The organism is Rhizobacter sp. OV335, from assembly GCF_900142965.1.
Classification (GTDB): Bacteria; Pseudomonadota; Gammaproteobacteria; order Burkholderiales; family Burkholderiaceae_C; genus Rhizobacter.
On record NZ_FRCQ01000033.1, the window covers coordinates 38,060 to 59,884 of the forward strand.

22 protein-coding genes are annotated in these 21,825 nt (G+C 71.3%); 7 read left to right on the forward strand and 15 right to left on the reverse strand.

Annotation, left to right across the window (positions count from 1 at the left end; all coding sequences use genetic code 11):
* Positions 1-13: 13 nt before the first annotated feature.
* Entirely contained in the window at positions 14-1,063 is a 1,050-nt protein-coding gene (locus BUE42_RS26590) for an NAD-dependent epimerase/dehydratase family protein (RefSeq protein ID WP_073468303.1), read from the forward strand.
* Here the strand turns inward: BUE42_RS26590 and BUE42_RS26595 are convergent.
* From BUE42_RS26595 to BUE42_RS33200, 3 genes are all read right to left on the reverse strand, one after another.
* Positions 1,006-2,337 (reverse strand): esterase/lipase family protein, encoded by a 1,332-nt coding sequence (locus tag BUE42_RS26595; protein WP_073468304.1) that lies wholly within the window; start codon positions 2,335-2,337, stop codon positions 1,006-1,008. The two genes, BUE42_RS26590 and BUE42_RS26595, sit on opposite strands and share 58 nt — an antisense overlap.
* A complete protein-coding gene (locus BUE42_RS31790; protein ID WP_083614608.1) occupies positions 2,334-4,721 on the reverse strand; it encodes a hypothetical protein in 2,388 nt (795 codons plus the stop codon). Before BUE42_RS31790 ends, BUE42_RS26595 begins: the two co-directional genes overlap by 4 nt.
* Positions 4,722-4,795: 74 nt before the next feature.
* Complete coding sequence (locus tag BUE42_RS33200) at positions 4,796-5,608, reverse strand: hypothetical protein (protein WP_200799038.1); 813 nt, start codon at positions 5,606-5,608, stop codon at positions 4,796-4,798.
* Positions 5,609-5,805: 197 nt separating this feature from the next.
* Here BUE42_RS33200 and BUE42_RS26610 point away from each other — a divergent pair, with 197 nt between their 5' ends.
* Positions 5,806-6,066 carry a ParD-like family protein gene (locus BUE42_RS26610; RefSeq protein ID WP_073468306.1) on the forward strand — a complete coding sequence of 87 codons (261 nt, stop codon included), beginning with the start codon at positions 5,806-5,808 and terminating at the stop codon, positions 6,064-6,066.
* On the forward strand, positions 6,063-6,866 hold the full coding sequence (gene map, locus BUE42_RS26615) for a type I methionyl aminopeptidase (RefSeq protein WP_073468307.1): 804 nt from the start codon (positions 6,063-6,065) through the stop codon (positions 6,864-6,866). The genes BUE42_RS26610 and map overlap by 4 nt, the downstream gene beginning before the upstream one ends.
* Positions 6,867-6,883: 17 nt before the next feature.
* Here map and BUE42_RS26620 read toward each other — a convergent pair whose 3' ends face one another.
* From BUE42_RS26620 to BUE42_RS26635, 4 genes are all read right to left on the reverse strand, one after another.
* Positions 6,884-7,621 (reverse strand): GNAT family N-acetyltransferase, encoded by a 738-nt coding sequence (locus BUE42_RS26620; RefSeq protein WP_235002625.1) that lies wholly within the window; start codon positions 7,619-7,621, stop codon positions 6,884-6,886.
* A complete protein-coding gene (locus tag BUE42_RS26625) occupies positions 7,608-7,826 on the reverse strand; it encodes a hypothetical protein (RefSeq protein ID WP_143171779.1) in 219 nt (72 codons plus the stop codon). The genes BUE42_RS26620 and BUE42_RS26625 overlap by 14 nt, the downstream gene beginning before the upstream one ends.
* A gap of 245 nt (positions 7,827-8,071) precedes the next feature.
* Positions 8,072-9,853, reverse strand: coding sequence for an ATP-binding protein (locus BUE42_RS26630; RefSeq protein ID WP_073468309.1), 1,782 nt, complete (start codon positions 9,851-9,853; stop codon positions 8,072-8,074).
* 2 nt (positions 9,854-9,855) lie between these two features.
* Positions 9,856-10,251 carry a polyhydroxyalkanoate granule-associated phasin gene (locus BUE42_RS26635; RefSeq protein ID WP_073468310.1) on the reverse strand — a complete coding sequence of 132 codons (396 nt, stop codon included), beginning with the start codon at positions 10,249-10,251 and terminating at the stop codon, positions 9,856-9,858.
* Between the two features lie 174 nt (positions 10,252-10,425).
* Between BUE42_RS26635 and BUE42_RS26640 the strand changes: the two genes are divergently transcribed.
* Both BUE42_RS26640 and BUE42_RS26645 read left to right on the forward strand, forming a co-directional pair.
* On the forward strand, positions 10,426-11,352 hold the full coding sequence (locus BUE42_RS26640; RefSeq protein WP_235002628.1) for a hypothetical protein: 927 nt from the start codon (positions 10,426-10,428) through the stop codon (positions 11,350-11,352).
* Between the two features lie 120 nt (positions 11,353-11,472).
* Positions 11,473-12,543, forward strand: coding sequence for a flavodoxin family protein (locus tag BUE42_RS26645; protein WP_073468311.1), 1,071 nt, complete (start codon positions 11,473-11,475; stop codon positions 12,541-12,543).
* Between the two features lie 23 nt (positions 12,544-12,566).
* Here BUE42_RS26645 and BUE42_RS26650 read toward each other — a convergent pair whose 3' ends face one another.
* Genes BUE42_RS26650 through BUE42_RS26665 form a run of 4 tightly spaced genes read right to left on the reverse strand, consistent with a single transcriptional unit; the run spans position 12,567 to position 15,868 of the window.
* Positions 12,567-14,921, reverse strand: a complete 2,355-nt coding sequence (locus BUE42_RS26650) for a catalase (protein ID WP_073468312.1) — start codon at positions 14,919-14,921, stop codon at positions 12,567-12,569.
* 55 nt (positions 14,922-14,976) lie between these two features.
* On the reverse strand, positions 14,977-15,318 hold the full coding sequence (locus BUE42_RS26655) for a four-helix bundle copper-binding protein (RefSeq protein WP_073468313.1): 342 nt from the start codon (positions 15,316-15,318) through the stop codon (positions 14,977-14,979).
* Between the two features lie 24 nt (positions 15,319-15,342).
* Complete coding sequence (locus BUE42_RS26660) at positions 15,343-15,567, reverse strand: hypothetical protein (protein WP_073468314.1); 225 nt, start codon at positions 15,565-15,567, stop codon at positions 15,343-15,345.
* A 25-nt stretch (positions 15,568-15,592) separates the two neighbouring features.
* Positions 15,593-15,868 (reverse strand): hypothetical protein, encoded by a 276-nt coding sequence (locus BUE42_RS26665; RefSeq protein WP_073468315.1) that lies wholly within the window; start codon positions 15,866-15,868, stop codon positions 15,593-15,595.
* 173 nt (positions 15,869-16,041) lie between these two features.
* On the opposite strand from BUE42_RS26665, the gene BUE42_RS26670 reads away from it, so the two are divergent.
* Positions 16,042-16,569 (forward strand): hemerythrin domain-containing protein, encoded by a 528-nt coding sequence (locus BUE42_RS26670; protein ID WP_073468316.1) that lies wholly within the window; start codon positions 16,042-16,044, stop codon positions 16,567-16,569.
* A gap of 24 nt (positions 16,570-16,593) precedes the next feature.
* On the forward strand, positions 16,594-17,118 hold the full coding sequence (locus BUE42_RS26675) for a DUF421 domain-containing protein (protein ID WP_073468317.1): 525 nt from the start codon (positions 16,594-16,596) through the stop codon (positions 17,116-17,118).
* Between the two features lie 16 nt (positions 17,119-17,134).
* Here BUE42_RS26675 and BUE42_RS26680 read toward each other — a convergent pair whose 3' ends face one another.
* Genes BUE42_RS26680 through kaiC form a run of 4 tightly spaced genes read right to left on the reverse strand, consistent with a single transcriptional unit; the run spans position 17,135 to position 21,811 of the window.
* Positions 17,135-19,675, reverse strand: a complete 2,541-nt coding sequence (locus BUE42_RS26680; RefSeq protein WP_073468318.1) for a hybrid sensor histidine kinase/response regulator — start codon at positions 19,673-19,675, stop codon at positions 17,135-17,137.
* Complete coding sequence (locus BUE42_RS26685; RefSeq protein ID WP_073468319.1) at positions 19,672-19,992, reverse strand: circadian clock KaiB family protein; 321 nt, start codon at positions 19,990-19,992, stop codon at positions 19,672-19,674. The genes BUE42_RS26680 and BUE42_RS26685 overlap by 4 nt, the downstream gene beginning before the upstream one ends.
* Positions 19,989-20,318: a circadian clock KaiB family protein gene (locus BUE42_RS26690; protein WP_073468320.1), complete on the reverse strand. Its 330-nt coding sequence runs from the start codon at positions 20,316-20,318 to the stop codon at positions 19,989-19,991. Before BUE42_RS26690 ends, BUE42_RS26685 begins: the two co-directional genes overlap by 4 nt.
* Entirely contained in the window at positions 20,315-21,811 is a 1,497-nt protein-coding gene (kaiC, locus tag BUE42_RS26695) for a circadian clock protein KaiC (RefSeq protein WP_083614610.1), read from the reverse strand. Before kaiC ends, BUE42_RS26690 begins: the two co-directional genes overlap by 4 nt.
* Between the last annotated feature and the right edge of the window lie 14 nt (positions 21,812-21,825).

A 21,825-nucleotide genomic window follows, 5' to 3' on the forward strand; every position in this document is an offset into this window, starting at 1 on the left:
CCTGGAGATCGACATGAACGACGGCAACACCCGCAGCAGCGACAAGACAGCCCTGGTGCTGGGCGCCACCGGCGGCATCGGCGGCGAGGTCGCGCGCCAGCTGCGCGACGCGGGCTGGACGGTGCGCGCACTGCAGCGCGGCGCCACCGAGGCGATGCAGCAACGCGACGGCATCACCTGGCTGCGCGGCGACGCGATGCAGCGTGCCGACGTGATGCGGGCGGCCGAGGGCTGCCAGGTGATCGTGCATGCGGTCAACCCGCCGGGCTACCGCGGCTGGGCCGAGGTGGTGCTGCCGATGGTCGACAACACGATCGCCGCGGCCGTGGCGCAACGCGCCACCATCGTGCTGCCGGGCACGGTCTACAACTTCGGGCCGGATGCGTTCCCGCTGCTGCGCGAAGAATCGCCGCAGCACCCGCAGACCCGCAAGGGCGCGATCCGCGTGCAGATGGAGGCCCGGCTGGAGGCCGCGAGCCGCCAGGGTGCGCGCGTGCTGATCGTGCGGGCCGGCGACTTCTTCGGGCCGAAGTCGGGCAACAACTGGCTCGCGCAGGGCATGCTGAAGCCCGGAAAGCCGGTCACGTCGATCGCGACCCCGGCCGACGAAGGCGTCGGCCACCAATGGGCCTACCTGCCGGACGTGGCGCGCACGATGGTCGAGCTGCTGGATCGGCGCGATGCGCTCGGCCCGTTCGAACGCTTCCACATGGCCGGCCACTGGGATGCCACCGGCCGGCAGATCGCCGAGGCGGCGCAGCGCGTGGTCGCGCGCCGCAGCGGGCAGGCGCCGCGCATCACGCGCACGCCGTGGTGGCTGCTGCGCCTGATGGCGCCCTTCGTCACGACGCTGCGCGAAATGATGGAGATGCGCTACCTGTGGCAACGGCCGGTGCGCATGGCCAACGACCGCTTGCTCGCGGTGCTGGGCCGCGAGCCGCACACGCCGCTGGACGAGGCCATCGAAGCGGCCTTGGTCGGCATGGGCTGCCTGGACGCCAGGCGTCAGCCCGCCGGCGACAGCCCGGCGATGAACTTCAGCACCGCCGCATCGCTGAAGTAGTTCGTGTGGAAGGTCGTCGCCGTCTTGCCGAGCGACAGCACCTGCGGCTTGCCTTGCGCCGGCTCGCCGAAGAAGCTCATCGACTCGGTGTCGACGACCAGGTCGTTCGCGCCGGGGAACACGATGTCGGCACCGAGGGCCGCGAGCTGCAGGCCGGGGTTGCGGAAACGCGTCCAGAACTTCCACGCCGGCTCGTCGAGGTTCGGCTCGAAATCGGCCGACACCACCGCGAACGTCGGCTGCACCAGCCACCGATCGGCGAACAGCGCACGCGTCTCGGCGTTGTCGGTGGTGCGCTGCTGGCTCGCGAGCCCCGGCACCAGCACGACGGCGGCGTCGGCCAGCGGCAGCGCCGAGCCGAGCTGCAGCGTCTTCCCCAGCACCTTGGCCAGCCCGGCGGCACCGGCGGCCAGCGGGAACACCGTGCTCGCCGCCTGCCCGGCCAGCGACAGCGCGTTCGCGATGTTGGCCAGCATGTCGAGCGCGGCACGCAAGCGATACGGCGACGCGAGGCTGGTGCCGCCCAGCGGCGAGCCGACGAACACCGCCCGGCGCACCCGCACCGGCGCCAGCCGCAGCAGCCACGACGCGACCAGCCCGCCGCGGCTGTGGCACACGATGTCGATCGGGCCGGCGATGCCGCGCAGCGCACGCTGCAGGTCGAGCGCGTTCAGCCACGGCGCGACCGACAGCGTCGGGTGGTCGAACGCGAAGATGCGCTCGCCGTAGGCCTGCTGCCACTGCGCGAGCAAGGCCAGCCCGGCCGGTGTCGCGCGGAGCTGGTCGAACCACATGTCGCTGTTGCTGAAGGTGCCGTGCACCAGCAGCAGCGCGGGCTGCGCGCCATCGAGCTGCGGCGCTGGCGCCGGCACCAGCGCGCCGCCCACCCATTGGCGCAGGCCCTGGTGCGGCGTGAGCTTCGCATCCAGCGCCACCAGCGATTGCGTGATCCGGTTCGGCCCGATGTCGTCGTACTCGAAGCGCTGCAGCACGTCGCCGAAGCCGAACCAGCCGGCGCGCCGCGAGCGGCCGCGCAACACCTGGGCGGCCGGCGGCTCGTAGTTCCAGCGCAGCACGCCGTCGTCGTCGCGCAGGCTGACGCTCGCGCGCGGGTCGGCCATCGACGGCGTGAAGCCGCGCCGGCGCCGCATCGAGATCGGCAGCGCCACGGCCTGCGACGGCGCCGGTTCGCGCAGCCCGAGCCTCGCGTCGGCCGCCGCCCAGGGGTCGGCGCTGAAGGGCAGCGGATCGCCGGTCGTGACGACGGCGTTCATGCCGGCTCCCCGAGGGCCAGCGCGGCCGGCGCCACGATCGGCAGCGGCGTGACCTGGTGCTCGCGCGCGATCGCGATGTCGAGGATCGAATCGAAATCGCGCGGCTCGCTGAGGGCCTGCACGCCGGCCTCGCGCGCCTCGCGGAAGCCGCAGTGCTCGGTCAGCCGCACGCTCTCCAGCGGCGCGAGCTTGCCGTCGCGGATCAGCCCCCACACCTCGCGGTAGCTGGCGCGGCCGGCCCGCCACGGCCGCGTCTGCGCGCCCGGCGAGCCGGTGCGGTGCTCGTCGCTCGGCGGCATCGCGTCGCCCGGGTTGATCACCTCGCGGTAGGCGAACTGGTAGTCGCGGTGGCGCCAGTAGCCGGGCAGCGCATGGCCGTCGAGCAGGAACACCACCGGGTGGATGTCGACCAGCTCCAGGCAGGCGGCGAACAGCAGCGTCAGGTCGATGCAGGTGCCCATGCGCGCCGCGCGCACCGCGCTCGGCGTGCGCAGGCGCTGCGAATCGAGCGCGCGGTTGTAGGTGGGCGGCGGGTTGATGTAGCCGAGGTCCCATTCGTGCAGCAGCGCCGACCAGATCGCCTCGACCTGCAGGTCGACGTTCTCGAGGCTGGCCGGGTCGCCGGACGACGAGGACTGGTAGCCCTCGAAGCCGGCGCTCGGGTCGTCTCGGATCACCCGCACGTAGCGCTGCGCGAGCGTGATCGCGCGCTCGACCGCCGGGTCGCGCGGCAGCACGAACGACGGCAGCCAGACGCCGCTGGTGCTGTTGTCGAGCCACTGGTCGACCGGCATCAGCCGCATCGCGTAGGTGTCCTTGTGGATCACCCGCCCACCGACCATCACCTGCACGAACAGGCTGCTGACGACCGCCTCGGAGACCGAGCGCATCAGCCGCGCGGTCAGCGGCATCTTGACGCGCGCGCCGAGGCTGGTGCGCTCCTGCGTCAGCTCGATCTCGGCCTCGTAGCGCGCCCGCTCGATGCCGCAGTTCAGCTCGACCAGCACATGGGCGCGCGTGAGCGGCTGCGTCACCGCGCCGCGCAGCTCGAAGCGGTGGAACAGCGCGCTGCGCTTCTCGGCGGAGTCGCCCTGGTTGTGCAGCTCGGCGTAGTTGAATTCGGTGCGCGGTTCGACGACGGCCCGCAGCGGGGCGCGTGCCACGGCGGGCGCACGTGCCGGGGTCGCCGCCGCGGTGCGCGCCAGGCGCGGCCCGCCGGGCTGCGCGACCAGCGGCGCGCGCGCCCACAGCGCGATGCCGGTGCCGGGCACCAGGTCGACCTGCGCGCGCGTCGCGGCCCAGGCCTGTTCGAACGCGACCGGCAGGTTCCAGGCCTGGGCCGCCAGCTGCGCATACAGCGTCTCGAAGAAGTAACCGGCCAGCGCGTCGTCGAACGCGTCCTGGAAGCCCATCGCCGCCAGCACGCCGGCCGGCAGCAGCTGCGGCGCGATGCGGGCCGCGGAGTTCCACAGGTTCAGCCCGACGAAGAACGGCCGGTGCCGGCCGCCGCCGGTCAGCGCATGCGCCAGCTCGGGCGGCGCCACCATCACCGGCAGGCCGTCGCTGCGGCGCATCAGGCAGCCGTCGACCACGCCCTTGTCGTCGCGCTGCCATTCGGCGGCACTGCGCCGCTCGTCGTGCAGCGTCACCGCGACATCGGTGCCGGCGCCATTGGCGAGTTGCGCGATGCCTTCGTGGTTGTCGAAACCGCAGACGTGCACGACCTCGGGCCGGAACGCCGCGCACAGCGCCGTCAGCTCGGCCAGCGTCGGGTTCACGGCCACGCGCCAGCGCGGGTCGTCGCCGGCCAGGCCGAAGGCGCGGCGCACGCGCTCGGTCTCGTCGGTCGCGTCATAGGCCTGCGCAAGCGCGCCGGGCAGGCTCTGGACGACCAGCACCCGGCCATCCATGCGGCGCACCGGCAGCGGCTGCCGATCGGCGAGGTCGAGGTGGCGCATCACCGTCAGGCCGGACCCGCCCGCCGCAGCGGACCCGCCGGTGCGGCGGTAGCGCCGCGTGGCCCGCGACAGCACGAACTCCCACGGAAAGATGCGCCCCTCCCAGCCGACGCTCTCGGCCTCGAACGGCATCGTCACGACGACGCGGCCGGCCTGCGCGATCTCGCGCAGTGCGTCGTCGGTCAGCCCGAAGGCCTTCAGCGTCGTGGTGGCATCGGCCTGGTGGCGGTCGGCCACATCGGGCATGTCGCGCCAGCGCTCGCGGCTGCGCAGCACGTAGCTCCAGCGCATCGCCTCGTTGGCCAGCGAACGCGACCGCGCCGCGGGGTCCGGCACCACGCCGGCGCCGCCGAGCCGGTAGCGCTTGGTGGCGGTGACGATCTGGATGCGGGACAGGAAGCCGTCGGCTTCGTTACGCGGGGGCATGGGGTTCTCCGAGGCTCGGGCAGGCCGCGCGAGTCTATCGGGCCTTGGGCCTCGGGCCTGGCTTCCCCCGGCCGTCAGTCGGTGCGGGCGGCGCGGACCACCAGCGCGTCGGTGCGGGCCGTGTTCGGTGCCATCACCGACAGCCTGCGAGCGTCGGCATCGAAGAAGGCGATGCCGCCGAAGGCCGATCCGTTGGAAGCGCAATCGTCGCCGCTGAGGGCCAGCACGATGTCGAAGGCGTTCGCATCGCTGCGCGGCGTCAGCGTGCCGGCGACACGGCAGCCGGTGCCGCTGCCGCTGAGCACGCCCTGCGCGTCGATCGTCAGCGCGACGCTCAGGCTGTCGGCGGGCCGCGCCGCCTGCGCGTCGTAGCTGCCGGCCACGTCATCGAGCGAGGCCGTGCGCTCGTACGCCGGGTTGTAGGTCATCGAGAAGGCCGGAGCGTCGGCCGAGAGCGTGCCATCGAAGCGCTGCGCCGCGACCACGGTGGCGCTCAGCTGCGTGGCCGTCACCGTGCCGTCGGCCAGGCTGAAGTCGATGGTGTCGATCGTGGCACTCGAGCTGAACGCACCGTCGACACCGGCGCCGGTGCCTTGCACCAGGCCGGCCACCGAGTCGGGCGCGTCCTGTGCCGAGTAGAGGATGCTGAAGCTGCCATCGCTGAAGACCAGGCCGGTCAGCGTGCGGTGATCGTCGGTGCTGCCGGTCCACCAGCCTGCCGCGACGGTGGGCACCGGCGTCGGGGTGACGACGGTGCCGCCACCGCCGGTCGAGCCACCGTCCGTCGCGGCGCTTGTGCTACCACCCCCGCCCCCTCCACCACCGCAGGCCGCCAGCAGGCCCAGCATCCCCACCATCACCACCAGCATTCCCGAACGGCGTCCCATGAGTTCCTCTGCGACAAGAGTGCGAAAGGACTCGATTGTTCGAGCCTGTCGCTCGTTCGCCCACGGGAGACATGTACTTCTGCACCGCGTCCGGGCGACGAAGCCGGCCGAAGTGCGACTTCGGACCAGTCTGGATCGCGATATACGAACCATATATACTTCGTACATCACCTCCAACCTCCCTTTCAGGCACCGCCATGGGCATCGTGAAGATTTCAGACCAGATGCATGACAACCTGCGCAGCGCGAGCGACGCGCTGAGCCGCTCGATCAACGCGCAGGCCGAGCACTGGATGCGCGTGGGCATGCTGTGCGAGCTGCACCCGGCACTGAGCTACGGCGACATCTGCCAGCTGATGCTGCGCGCGGCGCAGTCGAACGAGCCGGCGCTGTCGTTCATGAAGCCGGTCCCGCCGAGCCCGGTGGCCGCCCGCACGCCGCGCAGGGCCGCCCGATGAACCGCCCCGCCCGCTCGGTGAAGGTCCACCCCGCCGCCGACCTCGCGATGGCGCGCGCCGCCGGAGCGCTGGCCGCCGACGTGCTGCGGATGATCGCGCCGCACGTGAAGGCCGGCATCAGCACCGGCGAACTCGACCGGCTGTGCCACGACCACATCGTCGAGGTGCAGAAGGCGGTGCCGGCCAACGTCGGCTACCACGGCTACACGAAGACCATCTGCGCGTCGGTCAATCAGGTGGTGTGCCACGGCATCCCGTCGGACGACGAAGTGCTGCGCGACGGCGACATCGTCAACCTCGACGTCGCGGTGATCCGCGAGGGCTGGTACGGCGACACCAGCCGCAGCTTCGTCGTCGGCGAGGTCTCGCCGCTCGCGCAACGGCTGGTCGACACGACCTACGAGGCGATGCGCGCCGGCATCCTCGCGGTGCGGCCGGGCGCGACGCTCGGCGACGTCGGCCATGCGATCCAGACGGTGGCGCAGCGCGAGGGCTTCAGCGTCGTGCGCGAGTACTGCGGGCACGGCATCGGCCGCATCTACCACGATGAACCGACGGTCCCGCACTACGGCCAGCGCGGCCAGGGGCTGAGGCTGGTGCCGGGCATGGTGTTCACGATCGAGCCGATGCTGAACGCCGGCAAGGCCGGCACGCGCACGCTGGCCGACGGCTGGACGGTGGTCACGCGCGACCGCTCGCTGTCGGCGCAGTGGGAGCACATGGTCACGGTGACCGACACCGGCGTCGAGGTGCTGACGCCGTGGCCGGAAGGAACGGGCGCCTACGCTGCGCTGCCCTGAGGTTCAGGGCAAGCGCGTCAAGGCACCAGCGAGTGCACCCAGGCCGACACCGGGTTGCCCCGGATCACCAGCCGGTTGCGCGCGAGGCATTCGAACTGCGCGCCGAGCTTGCGGGCGACCGCTAGGCTCGCTTCGTTGCCTTCGGCGACGACGATCTCGATGCGCTGGAAACCCAGTGCGCTGAAACCATAGCTGGCCAGCGAACGCGCGGCGCGGGTCGCGATGCCTTGGCCTTGCGCCGACTGGCGGACCCAGTAGCCGAGGTTGCAGACGCGGTGGATCGTGTTGAACTGGTTGAGCCCGGCGCCGCCGACCAGCCGGCCGCTGCGCTCGTCGAACAGGGCGAACTCGCAGGCCTGCCCCTGGGCCAGGCTGTCGACGCAGACATCGACCCAGTCGATCGCATCGCGCACGCCGTAGCCGGGGTGGCACCAATCCATCCAGCGGCCGATCGTGCCGATCGATTCGCGGGCGGCTTCGGCCATGGCCCGCGCGTCGTCGCGCGTCCAGGGCCGCAGCACCATGCCGTCGAAGCGCAGGGGCTCCATCGGGTCGCGCGTGTCGATGCGGCGCGAGGCGGTGTCACCCATCTCGAACTGCCACGGCGCAGCGGCCAGTGGCGCGGCTTCGGTGGGGGGCAGGCCGTCGTCGACGACACGCCCACTGTGATTGAAATCGCCGAAGTCGTCGAGGAACGAAGCAGCGGCATCGTCGCGGGGGCGCGCGTCACGGGAGAGGACATTACGAAAGGCCATTGTTCGCATCATCGGTAGGCGCCACGCGCCGGTCGTCTTCGATCACGGTGTCGGCCCAGGCGCTGCCGGACGTGAAGCCCGAGTGCTGCATCGTCGACGGTGCAGCGGCATCGGCGTCGTGCCGCAGCGGCGCGCCGCCGATGCGGGACCACAGTCGCTGGAACAAGGGCGCCGCATCCTCGGCACCAGGTTTTCTGGAAGACATCGATTCCATCCCTGGAGGAGCACCGACGGGCGGCGCGATGCCGGATGAATGGCAAGAAGCGGTCCATGCCGGCGCGCCGGCCCGGCGCGCGATTTGTCAGTCCCCGCTTGCGGCCGGGCCGCGCCGGCGCTGCGTTTGCGCCGTCCATCGACACGGCGCGCACCTGACATTCAAAAACTGTCAGGTGCCGATTGCGTCGGCCGGCGGACACTTCTTGTTCCAGGGTGCCGCGGATCGTCAGATCGTCACTGCGGCTCGCGCACGCCGTGGTCCAGCACCGCCCGCACCTTGCTGGCCAGCGCCCGCGCGCTGTACGGCTTGGACAACAGCTCGACGCCCGGGTCGAGCCGCCCGCCGTGCACGATGGCGTTTTGCGCATAACCCGACGTGAACAGCACCGCGATGCCGGGCAAACGCTGGCGCGCCTTGTCGGCGAGTTCCGGGCTCTTCAGCCGGCCGGGCATCACGACGTCAGTGAACAGCAGGTCGATCGCCGCATGGTGTGCCACCGCGTCGTCGATCACCACCAGCGCCTGGTCGGCGTCGCTCGCCTTCAGCACCCGGTAGCCGAGCTCCTGCAGCATCTCGACGGTGGCGCCGCGCACCGCGGCATCGTCCTCGACCACCAGCACGGTCTCGGCCCCGCCGCCGGCGTCGTCGGCGGCCGCCGCGGCACCCGGATCAGGCGTCGCGTCGACCTCGCCCTCGGCGGCGCGGGCACGCGGCAGGTAGACCTTGACGGTCGTGCCCTGCCCCGGCTCGCTGTAGATCTTCACGTGGCCGCCGGACTGCCGCACGAAGCCGTAGACCATCGACAGCCCGAGCCCGGTGCCGGCGCCGGCCGGCTTGGTGGAGAAGAACGGCTGGAACACCTGCGACAGCACCTGCGGCGTCATGCCGCAGCCGGTGTCGCTGACGGCCAGCATCACGTACTGGCCCGGCTTCACGTCGACCTGGCCGCGCACGTAGTCGTCGTCCAGGAAGGCGTTGCCGACCTCGATCGTCAGCCGGCCGTTGCCGTCCATCGCGTCGCGGGCGTTGATCGCCAGGTTCAGCAGCGCGTTCTCGACCTGCGTCGGGTCGATGAAGGTGTGCCACAGCCCGCCGGAGACGATCAGCTCCACCTCGACGCCCTCGCCGATCGAGCGGCGCAGCAGGTCCTCGATGCCGCCGATGAAGCGGCCGACGTCGACCACCCGCGGCGCCAGCGCCTGGCGGCGGCCGAAGGCCAGCAGCTGGCTCGCGAGCTTGGCGCCGCGCCGCACGGCCGCGCTCGCGCTGTCGAGGCGCTGCATCACCTTCACGTCGTCGTGCGTCAGCCGCGACACCAGGTGCAGGTTGGCCGAGATCACCTGCAGCAGGTTGTTGAAGTCGTGCGCGACGCCGCCGGTCAGTTGCCCGACCGCCTCCATCTTCTGCGCCTGGCGCAGCCGCTCTTCCGCCAGGTGGCGCTCGGTGATGTCGATGGCCTCGGGCACGACCGCGACCACCGCGCCGTCGCGGTCGTGCACCGGCCGCACCGCGAAATCGAACTGCCTCCAGCCGGCCGGCAGCAGCAGGCGCAGCTCCTGGCGCCGGCTGTGGCCCTGCGCGGCCGCCTGCACCGCGAGCCGAATCGTCTCCGGCATGCCCGGCGTGCGGGCGAACCACGGCGAATCCCAGTAAGGCCGGCCGACCACCTCATCGAGCGTGGCGCCAATGCCGCGCAGCGAGGTCTCGTTGGCATCGAGCAGGCTGCCGTCGAGCGCGAGCAGGCCCTGGTACTGGAAGCTGGTCGAGAAGATGGTGCGCATGCGCGCCTCGCTGGCCTGCAGCGCCTCGGTGCGCGCGGCGACGCGCGCCTCGAGCCGCGCCTGCAGCTCGGCATGCCGGCCCTCCGCATCGGCCAGCAGCTGCGCGGTGCGCTGCCGCTCGGCCTGTTCAGCGCGGTGCAGTCGGCGGCTGCAGTGCAGCGACCAGCCGAGCCAGACCGCGCCCGGCAGCAACGCGCCGAGCATCCATGACAACGCGATCGGCAACGCAGCCATCGTCAGCGCAGTCGCGTTCGCGACAGGCGTTTCGCGTTGGCCACCGCGGTGCGGTGGACCGGTGCGAGACCGTGGCCCAGCACGCCGAGCGCCGCCGATTGCAGCTGCGTGCCGATCGCCTGCGCCGACGGCGGTCCCCACGGCGACAGGCAGGCGCGCCACCAGAACATCCCGAAGGCCTGCTGCGCGCGCCAGGCCTGCATCCCCATCGCCAACCACGACTGCTGGAACGCGGTCGTCTTCTCGGCACTCATCCGGGTGAACTCGCGCCGGTCGCGTTCCGAAGGTGCCGCACCGGCCAGCGCCATGCGGGCGATGCGGTGCGCCATCACCGGCGGCACGGCAAAGGCGAGTTCTGCGCTGCGCTGCGCGAGCGAGTTGCGTTGGCGTTTCGACATGACAGGCTCCTGGGTTGCAGCCACTGTAAAGGCCGTGCTGCCGTGCAGCAGCGGGTCGCGCCCTATTCCTACAGCGCGTGCCATCGCAGTCCGACGCACGGCGCGTCGACGCGCGCCGACGATTCGCTGCACACGGCCACTGCATGGCCGCATGCCCACCAGGAGACACCACCCATGGCCTACCAAGATGTTGCAAGCGTCGGCATTCAAGACGGTCTGCCCGGCCGCCGCGCCGTCCCCTCCATCGCACCCGCCGCCGTGCCGGCCAACGCCGACAGCACCCGCAGCGCGGTGTCGTGGGGCGCGGTACTGGCCGGCGCCGCGGGCGCGGCCGCGCTGTCGCTGATCCTGCTGATCCTGGGCGTCGGGCTCGGTCTGTCGGCGCTGTCGCCATGGGCACGCGAAGGCGTCAGCGCAAGCACCTTCGGCGTCGGCACGATCCTGTGGGTCACGCTGACGCAGGTCGCCGCGTCGGGCATGGGCGGCTACCTCGCCGGCCGGCTGCGCACGCGCTGGGCCGACACCGCGGGCGACGAGATCTACTTCCGCGACACGGCGCACGGCTTCCTGGCGTGGGCGGTCGCGTCGCTGGCCACCGCCGCGGTGCTGGGCAGCGCGATTGGCGGCATCGTCGGCACCGGTGCCCGGGCCGGCGTGACCGGTGCCGCGGGTGCCGCCTCGGCGGTGCCGGGCAGCAGCGCCACGGACGTGATGAACTACCACGCCGATGCGCTGTTCCGCCGGGACCCGGCGGCCGCTGCACCGACCACCACCGATGCGCCGCCGCTCGCCGAGGTCGGCCGCATCTTCGCCGCCGGCGGCCGCGCCGCGACGCTGCCGCCCGACGACATGCGCTACCTCGGCCAGCTGGTCGCACAGCGCACCGGCCTGTCGCAAGCCGATGCCGAGCGGCGCGTCACCGACGGCTGGAACCACCTGCAGACCGCGTTGAACGACGCTCAGGCGCGTGCACGCGACGCGGCCGACACCGCGCGCAAGGCCTCCGCCTATGCGTCGCTGTGGCTGTTCATCTCGCTGCTGGCCGGCGCCTTCGTCGCCAGCCTGTGCGCGACCTGGGGCGGCAGCCGGCGCGATCTGTGAAGTTGGACGAACCATCCCACTGAACCACCCACCGGAGACACCTGATGCGATCCCTTCTTCTGTTCTTCCTCGGCGTGCCGATCCCGATCATCATCCTGATCGCGCTGTTCTTCCACTGACATGGCCGAGATCCGCACCGGCCAGGCCGACACGCCGCTGACGCGCGAGGAGTTCGGCCGGCGCTTCCAGCAGCGCTGGTTCGATCCGGCCTACGACGCCGAGCGCGACGCGATCGCGCGGCTCGAGGAGATCGCCTGGAAGGCGGTCGACGAAGGCCGCAAGTCACCGGTCACGCGCGCGGCCGGTCCCGGCTTCGCGGACCCGGGCTACGAGGTCGCGGTGCAATGGCTCGACACCCGACAGCGCCTGAAGGCCGCGCAGGCGAACTGGGCCAAGCCCGGCGCGCGCTCGCGCGTGCTGGTGGTGTGCGGCAGCGCGCGCAACGACGGCAGCTGCCCCGGCGAGGTGTCGAAGACCTGGCGGCTGAGCGGCCTGGTGCGCGAGGAGGTCGAGCAGGCCGGCCTCGATGCCGACCTGCTCGACCTGAGCCTCGTGACCTCGGAATACGGCCGCCGCATCCACCCGTGCAAGGGCTGCGTCGGCACCGCGATGCCGCTGTGCCACTGGCCGTGCAGCTGCTACCCGAACCATGCGCTCGACCAGGCCAGCGACTGGATGGCCGAGATCTACGAGCGCTGGGTCAGCGCGCACGGCATCGTGATCGTCGCGCCCACCTACTGGTACCAGTCACCGAGCCCGTTGAAGCTGATGATCGACCGGCTGGTGTGTGCCGACGGCGGCAACCCGGACCCGAGCAGCACGCACGGCAAGAAGGTGGCCGAGGCGAAGGCGATCGAGGAAAAGGGCTGGGACTTCCCGAAGCACCTCGCCGGCCGCGTGTACGGGCTGGTCGTGCACGGCGACGTGGCCGGCGTCGAGCAGCAGCGGCATGCGCTCGCCGACTGGCTCGACTGGATGGGCCTGGTCGATGCCGGCGACGGCGCGCGGCTCGCCCGCTACCTCGGCTACTACGAGCCGTACTTCAACAGCCACGAGGCGCTGGACGCCGACACGGCGTTCCAGCAGGAGACGCGCAACGTCGCGCGGGCCGTGGTGTCGGCCGTCGCGCAGTTGCGCAGCGGGACGCTCTCGCGCCCGGATGCCGGGCTGGAGCCGCCGCGCCCGAAGTAGCGGCGCGGCGACATCCGTTCAGATCAGACGCGCGGCGGATCCCCCTCGCGCTGCGGGTGCCGGTGCTTCGCCACCGCGGCGATGAAGGCCTGGATCGTCTTGTCGTCGCCGTTGCCGAGCAGCACACCCGGGTCCGGCGTGCCATCGCCCAGCGTCGTCGGCACGCCCGCCTTCTCGATCAGCGCGCGGCCGGCGCCGAGCGCCAGCAGTGTCTTGCCGTGGCGCCAGGTCAGCGCCGGGTACTCCAGCGCCTGCCCGAGGCCGAGCAGCACGTCGACACCCTTCTGGCCATCGGGCAGCACGACCGCGTCGAACAGCACCGGTGGCGAGTTCTCGATCGACCCGGTGGCCAGCAGCGGCTCGCCATCGGAGGTCGTCACCGCACCGATGCGCGGCGCGATCACCGTCGTCACCGCGCCGGCCTTCTGCAGCGCGGCCACCAGCTTCGCAATCGGCTTGCCGGCCACGCCGTGCGCCGCGAGCAGCGCGATGCGGCGCGTGCGGATGCCACCGTCGCCCGGCCGCGCCTTCAGCGACAGCGCCGGCGACACCGTCACCTCCGGCTTGGCCGGCTTCGGCAGCGCGCGCGGCAACGGCGGCGGCAGCGGCATCCCCAGCCCGTCGGCGACTGCCTTCGCCAGCGGCTTCGACACGTTCAGCAGCGAGGCCACCATGCGCTCGCGCACCGCCGGCACCGTGACCTTGCTCAGCTCGAAGCGGAAGCCGCCGATGATGTGCGCCTGCTCGACCGGCGTCTGGCTGTCGAAGAACAGCGTGGCCTGCGTGTAGTGGTCGGCAAACTTCTCCGGCTTGCCGCGCAGCTTCTCGCCATTGACCGGCTGTGGGAACGACACGAAGCCCTTCGCGCCGGCCTGGAACGGGCAGCCGCCGCCGAGCGAGTTCGGCTCGTACGCGACGCGGCCGCGGTTCACCGTCTGCCGGTGCAGCCCGTCGCGCTGGTTGTTGTGCACCGGCGCGAGCGGCGCGTTGATCGGGATCTCGTGGAAGTTCGGCCCGCCCAGCCGCGAGATCTGCGTGTCGACGTACGAATGGATGCGCCCGGCCAGCAGCGGGTCGTTGCTGAAGTCGATGCCCGGCACCACGTGCGCGACGCAGAACGCGACCTGCTCGGTCTCGGCGAAGAAGTTGTCCGGGTTGCGGTTCAGCACCATGCGCCCGACCGGCTGCAGCGGCACCAGCTCTTCCGGGATGATCTTGGTGGCGTCCAGCACGTCGAAGCTGAAGGCCTCGGCCTGCTCCTCGCTGAACACCTGCAGGCCCAGTTCCCACTCGGGGTACTCGCCCGATTCGATCGCTTCCCACAGGTCGCGCCGGTGGTAGTCGGCGTCGGCACCGGCGAGCTTCACCGCCTCGTCCCACACCAGCGAATGCGTGCCGAGCAGCGGCTTCCAGTGGAACTTGACGAAGCTGCTCTCGCCGCGCGCATTGACGAGGCGGTAGGTGTGCACGCCGAAGCCCTGCATCATCCGGTAGCTGCGCGGGATCGCGCGGTCGGACATCGCCCACATCAGCATGTGGGTCGACTCCGGCATCAGCGACGCGAAATCCCAGAAGGTGTCGTGCGCCGACGCCGCCTGCGGCATGCCGTGGTGCGGCTCGGGCTTCACCGCGTGGATCAGGTCGGGAAACTTCATCGCGTCCTGGATGAAGAACACCGGGATGTTGTTGCCGACCAGGTCCCAGTTGCCCTCGTCGGTGTAGAACTTGATCGCGAAGCCGCGCACGTCGCGCGCGGTGTCGACCGAGCCGCGCTCGCCGGCCACCGTCGAGAAGCGCACGAACACCGGCGTGCGCTTGCCGGCCTCGGCGAACGGCGCGGCGCGCGTCAGCCGGGTCAGCGGCTTGTAGCACTCGAAGTAGCCGTGCGCCGCCGAGCCGCGCGCATGCACGATGCGCTCGGGGATGCGCTCGTGGTCGAAGTGCGTGATCTTCTCGCGCAGGATGAAGTCTTCGAGCAGCGCCGGCCCGCGCAGGCCCGCCTTCAGCGAGTTCTGGTTGTCGCCGACCGCGACGCCCTGGTTGGTCGTCAGCACCTCGCCGCCGGCATCGGCGCGCACGCGCTGCAGCGAGCCGAAGCCGTCGTGCGACGGCGTGTCGTCGCCGCCCTCGCCGGTCTTGCCGGTGTCGTTGGCCTCGGTCAGCGTGCCGGCGCCGGTGGACACCGATGCGAGCGGGCTGCGCTGCCCGACCGGCGGCGCGACAGCGTTGTCGCGGCCGATCTCGTTCGGCTTGTTGGCATTGAACGGGATCGCGGCGGCGAGCGCCTGCACCTCGACGGCCTGGCGCTCCTGGCCAGCAGGGCTTGGCGGGATCGGGCGGCGCTTGCTCGCGGGGGTCTTCGAAGGGGTCTTGGGCATGGGAGGGCGACTCGCTGAAAAGCAGACAGGCAGGGGGACGGCGGAGAGAGTTCGGTCAGAGGTGGCCGCGCCCGGCCAGAGCACTGCAGGCCTGCGCGCAGACACGGCAGGCCTGGGCGCAGGCCTGGCAGTGGTCCATCGAATGCTTGCCGCATTCGTCGCCGCACACGCGGCACAGGTGGGCGCACAGCTCGCAGGCGTCGCCCAGATGGGCGCTGTCGCGAGCGAGGTAGGCGGCGGTCAGCCGGCAGGCGTCGGCACAGTCGAGGTCGAGCGCGATGCAACGCCGCATCGGCGACGGATCGGGCTCGCCGAGGCACGAGACGGCGCAGTGCAGGCAGGCGGTGGCGCAGGCCTGGCAGGCCGCCAGGCAGGCGTCGAGGGTCTGGTCCTTCATGAGGGGGATCCTTCCGTCAAGGCGTCAAGGGGTCTTGCGCGGCTTGGTCGACTGCAGGTCCGGCGGCGCGGGCTTGTGCAGGCTGGCCTTGCCGGCCTCGGCCGACGGCAGCTCGGCGGGCGTCGCGCCATCCGGGTTGGTGCCGGCCTTCGGGCCGTGCTTGGTGTCGGGGCTGCCGGCGTCGTGGATGCTGCGCGGCTTGGTGGTCGGGTTGGTGGTCGGGTTGGACGGGCTGGAGGGCTTGCTCATCACGGTCTCCTGGAGTGCGGGCCGCTCAGCGCCGGGGGCGGCTGAGGACCCAGAGGGCGGTGCCCAGCACCGCGGCAACGCCGACGCCGGCAGCGACGGCCTGGGGGCTGGGGCGGTGCCGGCCGAGGAAGACCTTGGCCCCAGCGAGGATCAACCCGTAGCGGCCGGCCTTGCCCGGTCGCTGGAGCCAGGCCCCGATCGCCCTGCCTGCTTCGGACAGCGGCCCCGCGTGCCGCGCGTTGCCGGTCAGGCGCGCGGTGCTGGCTTCGTCTTCGATGTGTTCGATGTGTGGTGTGCTCATCGTCGACCCCTGGGATGTCATGCCGACCCGTGGCAAACGGCATACCTGTGCGCGTTGCGCAAGATCGCACCCGCAGTCGCGTACTTCTCCTACAGCGAACGCGATTCGAATGCGTAGATTGGGGTGGTCACCTTCCTCCCCCTTTCTCCACCCAGCCCACGCAAGGAGTTCCCATGCCGACATCCCACACCGCCACCCGCTCGCACGCCGCCACCGCCACGCGCACCCGCAAGGCACCGCCGGCCGACGCGATCAAGCTGCTGCGCGCCGACCACGCCGAGGTGAAGAAGCTGTTCGCCGAGTACGACAAGCTGGCGAAGGCCGAGGCCGATGCCAGCGAGCGCGAAGCGCTGGCCCTCGACATCTGCGCCAAGCTGACGGTGCACGCGCAGATCGAGGAAGAAATCTTCTACCCGGCCTGCCGCGACGTGCTGCAGGACCAGGACGACCTGCTCGACGAGGCCACCGTCGAGCACGCCAGCGCGAAGGACCTGATCGCGCAGCTGCAATCGAGCTCGCCCGACGACGACATGTACGACGCCAAGGTCAAGGTGCTCGGCGAGTACATCGACCACCACGTGAAGGAAGAGCAGAACGAGCTGTTCCCGAAGGTGCGGCCGAAGCTCGACCGCAAGGAACTCGGGGAGCAGCTGCAGGCGCGCAAGGACGCACTGCTGGCACGCCTCGACGGCGCGCACTGACAGGTCGAAGCCCCGGCCGCCGCCATGGAATCGCTGTTCGCGTTCCACGTCTCGCCGCTCGAGCTGATCGTCCGGGGCACGCTGATCTACTGGTTCCTGTTCCTGCTGTTCCGCTTCGTGCTGCGGCGCGATGTCGGATCGGTCGGGATTGCCGACGTGCTGCTGGTCGTGTTGATCGCCGACGCGTCGCAGAACGCGATGGCCGGCGGCTACGAGACGGTCGCCGAGGGCTGCGTGCTGGTGCTGACGCTGATGGGGTGGAACTGGCTGCTCGACTGGGCCGCGTTCCGCTTCGACGCGGTGCGCCGTTTCGCCGAGCCGGCGCCGCTGCTGCTGGTGCGCCACGGCCGCGTGTTGCACCGCAACTTGCGGCAAGAATTCCTGACGATGGACGACCTGCAGTCCCAGCTGCGGCAAAGCGGCATCAGCAATCTGAAAGAAGTGCGTGCGGCGTTCATGGAGTCCGACGGCCGCTTCTCGGTGATCACCCGCGACGGCCGCCAGACCCGCGGCAGCTCGCCGGCCGAAAGCCCGGCCACCGACGGCTGAGCGGCTCGCCGGTCGCTCAGCCGGCCGCCACCAGCGGCCGGGTCCGCCGCAGCACCGCCTCCAGCTCGTCCAGGTCGACCGGCTTCACGAAGTGCGCATCGAAGCCGGCCTCGCGCGAGCGCTGCCGGTCTTCCGCCTGCCCCCAGCCGCTCAGCGCGATCAGGTGGATCGCCTGGCCCCAGTCTTCCGCACGGATGCGCCGGGCCACCTCGTGGCCGGTCAGGCCGGGCAGGCCGATGTCGAGCACGATGGCCTGCGGTCGGAAATCGCCGGCCGCAGCCAGCGCCGACGGGCCGTCGTGCGCGACCCGCACCTCGTGCCCGCTCATCTCCAGCACCTCGGCCAGGCTTTCGGCGCTGTCGATGTTGTCGTCGACGACCAGCACCCGCAGCGCTCCGGCCGCGGTGGGCGTCGTCACGCCCGCCACCGGTGCGGGCGATGCCGCCGGCGCGCGCGGCGGTTGCCGAGCCGGCACCGCGGCCGGCCAGGCCACCGCCACCAGCGGCAGCCGCACGATGAAGCGGCAGCCGGTGCCCACGCCGTCGCTGTGGGCCTCGACGCTGCCGCCGTGCATCTCCACCAGCTGCTTCACGAGCGCGAGGCCGATGCCGAGCCCGCCCTGCGCCCGCGCGACCGAGCGGTCGACCTGCGCGAACATGTCGAACACCCGCGGCAGCATGTCGGGCGCGAGGCCGACGCCGGAATCCTGCACCGCGATCACCGCCTCGCCATTCTCCGGGTCCGCGCCGCGGCCTTCCTCGCGCCATGCGCTCAGCTCGATCGAGCCGCCCTCGGGCGTGTACTTGGCGGCGTTGTTCAGCAGGTTCGCGACGATCTGGCACAGCCGCGTGGTGTCGCCGTCGACGCACAGCTCGCCGGCCGGCGGCAATTGCACTTGCAGCGTGTGCCGGCCCGCATCGACCAGCGGCCGGCTGGTCTCGACCGCCGTCTTCAGCACCTCGACCAGGTCGACGCGCGTGCGGCGCAGCTCGAGCTTGCCCTGGCTGATGCGGCTCACGTCGAGCAGGTCGTCGACCAGGTGCACCATCTGCCCCAGCTGCCGCTCGATCACGTCGCGCGCATGCGCCTGCGCCACCGGCCCCGGGCTGCGCTGCATGATCTGCAGCGCATTGCGGATCGGCGCCAGCGGGTTGCGCAGCTCGTGCGCCAGCGTCGCGAGGAACTCGTCCTTGCGGCGGTCGTTGTCGTGCAGCGCCTCCTCGGCCAGCTTGCGGTCGGTGATATCGGCGACGATGCCGAGCAGCCGGCGCGCGCCGCCGCGTGCATCGCCGTCGACGCCGTAGAACACGCCGTGCGCCTCGATCCAGTGCAGCGAACCGTCGGGCCACAGCACGCGCGCCTCGAAATGCAGGTCCTGCCGCGTCGCCTCGCTGGTCTGGAACAGCGTCGCCACCCGCTCGCGGTCGGCCGGGTGCAGGTGCGACAGCATCACCCGGTGGCCCCACTGGCCGACCGGCTCGTCGTAGCCGAAGCAGCGGTCGTGGCGCAGCGAGGTGCGCGCGGTGTCGCTCTCGAGGTCGAGTTCCCATTCGCCGATGCGTGCCGAGGCCAGCGTGAACTGCAGCCGCGCCTGGCTTTCGTGGAAGGCCGCATCGATCAGCGCCTGCTCGGTCACGTCGGACGCGATCACCAGCACCGATTCGACGCTGCCGTCGTCGGCGAACTCGGGCATCAGCCGGGCGTTGAAGAAGCGCTTGCCCTGGCTCTCCTGCCCTGGCCCCAGGCCCCGCATCGTGTAGTTCAGCCGCACCAGCCGGCCGCTGGCGAACACCTCCTTCAGCGCGCCGTTCCATTGCGCGCACAGCGCCGCCGGCAGGCCCAGCTCGCCGAAGGTCTTGCCCAGCATCGCCGACGGCGCGATGCCGAGGTGGCGCTGCACCACCGGGCTGACGTACACATGGCGCAGCGCGCGGTCGATGCGCGCGAAGATGTCGGGCGAGTTCTCGACCAGCGTCGCGAACTCGCGCTCGCGGCGCGCCAGCGCGAGCGAGGCCACCATCAGCGTCTGCTCGGCCGCCACGCGCGCGCTCACGTCGCGGATCACGCACAGCCGGCCCATCGGTTCGCCCTGCGCGCCGCGCAGCCGCGACACGGTGCACTCCACCTGCATCGCCTCGTCGTTGCGCTTCACGTGCAGCAGCCGCGCGCGGTAGGCGCCCTGGTCGAGCAGCTCGCGCCGGCAGGCCTCGCGCAGCGTGTCGTCGGGCCAGACCTCGCGATACAGCTGGTCGGCACTGCGGCCGAGCAGCGCCGATGCGCTCTGCCCGTACTGCCGCTCGGCAGCGGCGTTCATGAAGATCAGGTGGCCACCGTCGTCGAACGCCAGCACCGCGTCTTCCATCTGCGACAGCACCGCGCGGCGCAGCTTGTGGTCGGCGGCGTTCGCGCTGTCGAGCGTGTAGACGTCGCTGCCGACGACGATCGCATCGACGTCGCCGTTGCGGATCGCGCGCAGCGTGTCCTCGGCCTCCTCCAGGCACTGTCGAAGCGCCTCGTTCTCCGCGACCGCGCGCCTCAACTGCTCGACCGGCGTCATTCGTGCGCTCCTGCCGCGTGCAAGCCGTGCAGCGGATCGAGCGAGCGGCGCAGGCGCTCGTCGTCCGACAGGTCGCCGATGAAGCGCCGCAGCGGCAGCGGCGCCAGCCGCACCAGCGTCGGCGCCGCGACGATCTGGTCGGCGGTGGCCTGCTCGACGTGCTCGCCGATGTCGAGCACCTCCAGCCGGTAGCGGCCCGACAGGTGGGTCTCGCAGAAGCGCCGTGCGTTGACGACCGCGCGCGCCGAGGCCGGCGTCGCCCCCGTGACGTAGAGCCGCAGGTCGACGAGGTCCGGCAGGCGGTCGTCCAGCGTCATCGCGACGCTCGCACGTAGGGCCGCACGTCGAGGCCGACCAGCACGCGCTCTTCGTTCGACAGGTCGCCGATGATCTTGCGCATCGGCTCGGGCACCTTGCGCACCAGCGTCGGCACCGCGAGGATCTGGTCGCCGGCGGCGAGCTGCGGGTTCACCAGCAGGTCGACCACCTCGATCGAGTAACGGCCCGCGAGGTGGGTCTCGCAGATGTGCTTGAGGTTGTCGAGGGCCGCCATCGACTTGGCCGTGTGCCCCGCGACGTACAGCTTCAGCTGCCACTCGGGATTGGTGGCCAGGGTGGAGATCGCACGCACGGCGGCATTCATGGCCGGGCCTCCAGCGCCTCGCGCAGCTTGCGCGCCGAGCCGGTCAGCACGCGCTGGTCGGCGACGAACACGTCGACCAGGTCGACCCCGTGGTCGCCGATCAGGAACTCGCGCACCTGGTTCGAATGCGGCATGCCGCGCGACTTGACCACCTGCATCGTGCGGGTGCGCTCGCCGTTGAATTCGAGGTTCGACAGCACGATCCAGCTGTCCATCAGCGACGAGACGCCGATGCCCGAGGTGTCGAACACCTCGTTGGCCGGGCCGTGCGTCAGCGTCGTGAACAGCGAGGTCACGCCCTGCTGCTTCAGGAAATCGATCAGGCGCAGCAGCGTGCCCTGCAGCGAGTTGTCGGGCTGGCGCATCTCGAGGTTGCTGATCGGGTCGATCACGACCGCGTCGGGCTTCGACGCCCTGACGATGTCGTACATCGCCACCAGGTGCTGCTCCAGCCCGTGCAGCGTCGGCCGCGACGCGTGGATCTCGAGCAAGCCCAACGCCCTCCAGCGCCCGAGGTCGATGCCGATCGACTTCATGTTGCGGATCAGCTGGCTCTCGGATTCTTCATAAGCGAACAGCACCGCCTTCTCGCCGCGGGCGCACACCGAGTCGACGAAGCTCGCGCCGATGCTGCTCTTGCCGGTGCCGGCGGTGCCCGAGATCAGCACGCTGCTGCCGCGGAACACGCCCTGCCCGCCCAGCATGCCGTCGAGCCCGCGCACGCCGGTGGAGACGCGCTCGTCGCAGGCCTGGTGGTCGAGCCGCAGCGAGGTGATCGGCAACACCGACAGGCCTTTGCTGCCGATCAGGAACGGGTATTCGTTGGTGCCGTGCGCCGAGCCGCGGTACTTGACGACGCGCAGCCGGCGCGTCGAGATCTGGTCGACGATGCGGTGGTCGAGCAGCAGCACGCAGTCGGCCACGTACTCTTCCAGGCCGTAGCGGGTCAGCGTGTTCTCGCCGCGCTCGCCGGTGACGACGGCCGTCATGCCGCGGTCCTTCAGCCAGTGGAACAGCCGGCGCAGCTCGGCGCGCAGCAACGCCTGGTTCGGCAGACCGGAGAACAGCGCCTCGATGGTGTCGAGCACCACACGCTTCGCGCCGATGCGGCGGATCGCATGGTCGAGCCGGATGAACATGCCTTCGAGGTCGTACTCGCCGGTCTCCTCGATCTCGCTGCGCTCGATCTTCACCTGGTCGATCACCAGCTTGCCTTCGGCCTGCAGCACATCGAGGTCGTATCCGAGCGAGCGCATGTTGGCGACCAGGTCGTCGCTGCTCTCCTCGAAGCTCATGAACACCCCCGGTTCGCCGTGCTGCAGCACCCCGTTCACCAGGAACTCGGCGGCCAGCAGCGTCTTGCCGCAGCCGGCCGCGCCGCACACCAGCGTCGGCCGGCAGCGCGGCAGGCCGCCTTCGGTGATCTCGTCGAGGCCGGCGATGCCGGTCGGGGCTTTCGGCAGCTGGCGATCCAGGGTGTCGGAATTCTTCATGCGGGGCGTTCTCC

What these genes read in the sequence shown, in the direction of transcription:
- BUE42_RS26640 (WP_235002628.1), top strand. Translation starts at nt 10,426, where the DNA reads ATGGCCTACCAAGATGTTGCAAGCGTCGGCATTCAAGACGGTCTGCCC.
- BUE42_RS26670 (WP_073468316.1), top strand. Translation starts at nt 16,042, where the DNA reads ATGCCGACATCCCACACCGCCACCCGCTCGCACGCCGCCACCGCCACG.
- BUE42_RS26675 (WP_073468317.1), top strand. Translation starts at nt 16,594, where the DNA reads ATGGAATCGCTGTTCGCGTTCCACGTCTCGCCGCTCGAGCTGATCGTC.
- BUE42_RS26635 (WP_073468310.1), bottom strand. Translation starts at nt 10,251, where the DNA reads ATGTCGAAACGCCAACGCAACTCGCTCGCGCAGCGCAGCGCAGAACTC.
- BUE42_RS26655 (WP_073468313.1), bottom strand. Translation starts at nt 15,318, where the DNA reads ATGAAGGACCAGACCCTCGACGCCTGCCTGGCGGCCTGCCAGGCCTGC.
- BUE42_RS26690 (WP_073468320.1), bottom strand. Translation starts at nt 20,318, where the DNA reads ATGAATGCCGCCGTGCGTGCGATCTCCACCCTGGCCACCAATCCCGAG.
- BUE42_RS26685 (WP_073468319.1), bottom strand. Translation starts at nt 19,992, where the DNA reads ATGACGCTGGACGACCGCCTGCCGGACCTCGTCGACCTGCGGCTCTAC.
- BUE42_RS26620 (WP_235002625.1), bottom strand. Translation starts at nt 7,621, where the DNA reads ATGGCCTTTCGTAATGTCCTCTCCCGTGACGCGCGCCCCCGCGACGAT.
- BUE42_RS26680 (WP_073468318.1), bottom strand. Translation starts at nt 19,675, where the DNA reads ATGACGCCGGTCGAGCAGTTGAGGCGCGCGGTCGCGGAGAACGAGGCG.
- BUE42_RS31790 (WP_083614608.1), bottom strand. Translation starts at nt 4,721, where the DNA reads ATGCCCCCGCGTAACGAAGCCGACGGCTTCCTGTCCCGCATCCAGATC.
- BUE42_RS26590 (WP_073468303.1), top strand. Translation starts at nt 14, where the DNA reads ATGAACGACGGCAACACCCGCAGCAGCGACAAGACAGCCCTGGTGCTG.
- BUE42_RS26660 (WP_073468314.1), bottom strand. Translation starts at nt 15,567, where the DNA reads ATGAGCAAGCCCTCCAGCCCGTCCAACCCGACCACCAACCCGACCACC.
- BUE42_RS26625 (WP_143171779.1), bottom strand. Translation starts at nt 7,826, where the DNA reads ATGTCTTCCAGAAAACCTGGTGCCGAGGATGCGGCGCCCTTGTTCCAG.
- BUE42_RS26610 (WP_073468306.1), top strand. Translation starts at nt 5,806, where the DNA reads ATGGGCATCGTGAAGATTTCAGACCAGATGCATGACAACCTGCGCAGC.
- kaiC (WP_083614610.1), bottom strand. Translation starts at nt 21,811, where the DNA reads ATGAAGAATTCCGACACCCTGGATCGCCAGCTGCCGAAAGCCCCGACC.
- BUE42_RS26650 (WP_073468312.1), bottom strand. Translation starts at nt 14,921, where the DNA reads ATGCCCAAGACCCCTTCGAAGACCCCCGCGAGCAAGCGCCGCCCGATC.
- map (WP_073468307.1), top strand. Translation starts at nt 6,063, where the DNA reads ATGAACCGCCCCGCCCGCTCGGTGAAGGTCCACCCCGCCGCCGACCTC.
- BUE42_RS26630 (WP_073468309.1), bottom strand. Translation starts at nt 9,853, where the DNA reads ATGGCTGCGTTGCCGATCGCGTTGTCATGGATGCTCGGCGCGTTGCTG.
- BUE42_RS26595 (WP_073468304.1), bottom strand. Translation starts at nt 2,337, where the DNA reads ATGAACGCCGTCGTCACGACCGGCGATCCGCTGCCCTTCAGCGCCGAC.
- BUE42_RS26645 (WP_073468311.1), top strand. Translation starts at nt 11,473, where the DNA reads ATGGCCGAGATCCGCACCGGCCAGGCCGACACGCCGCTGACGCGCGAG.
- BUE42_RS33200 (WP_200799038.1), bottom strand. Translation starts at nt 5,608, where the DNA reads ATGGGACGCCGTTCGGGAATGCTGGTGGTGATGGTGGGGATGCTGGGC.
- BUE42_RS26665 (WP_073468315.1), bottom strand. Translation starts at nt 15,868, where the DNA reads ATGAGCACACCACACATCGAACACATCGAAGACGAAGCCAGCACCGCG.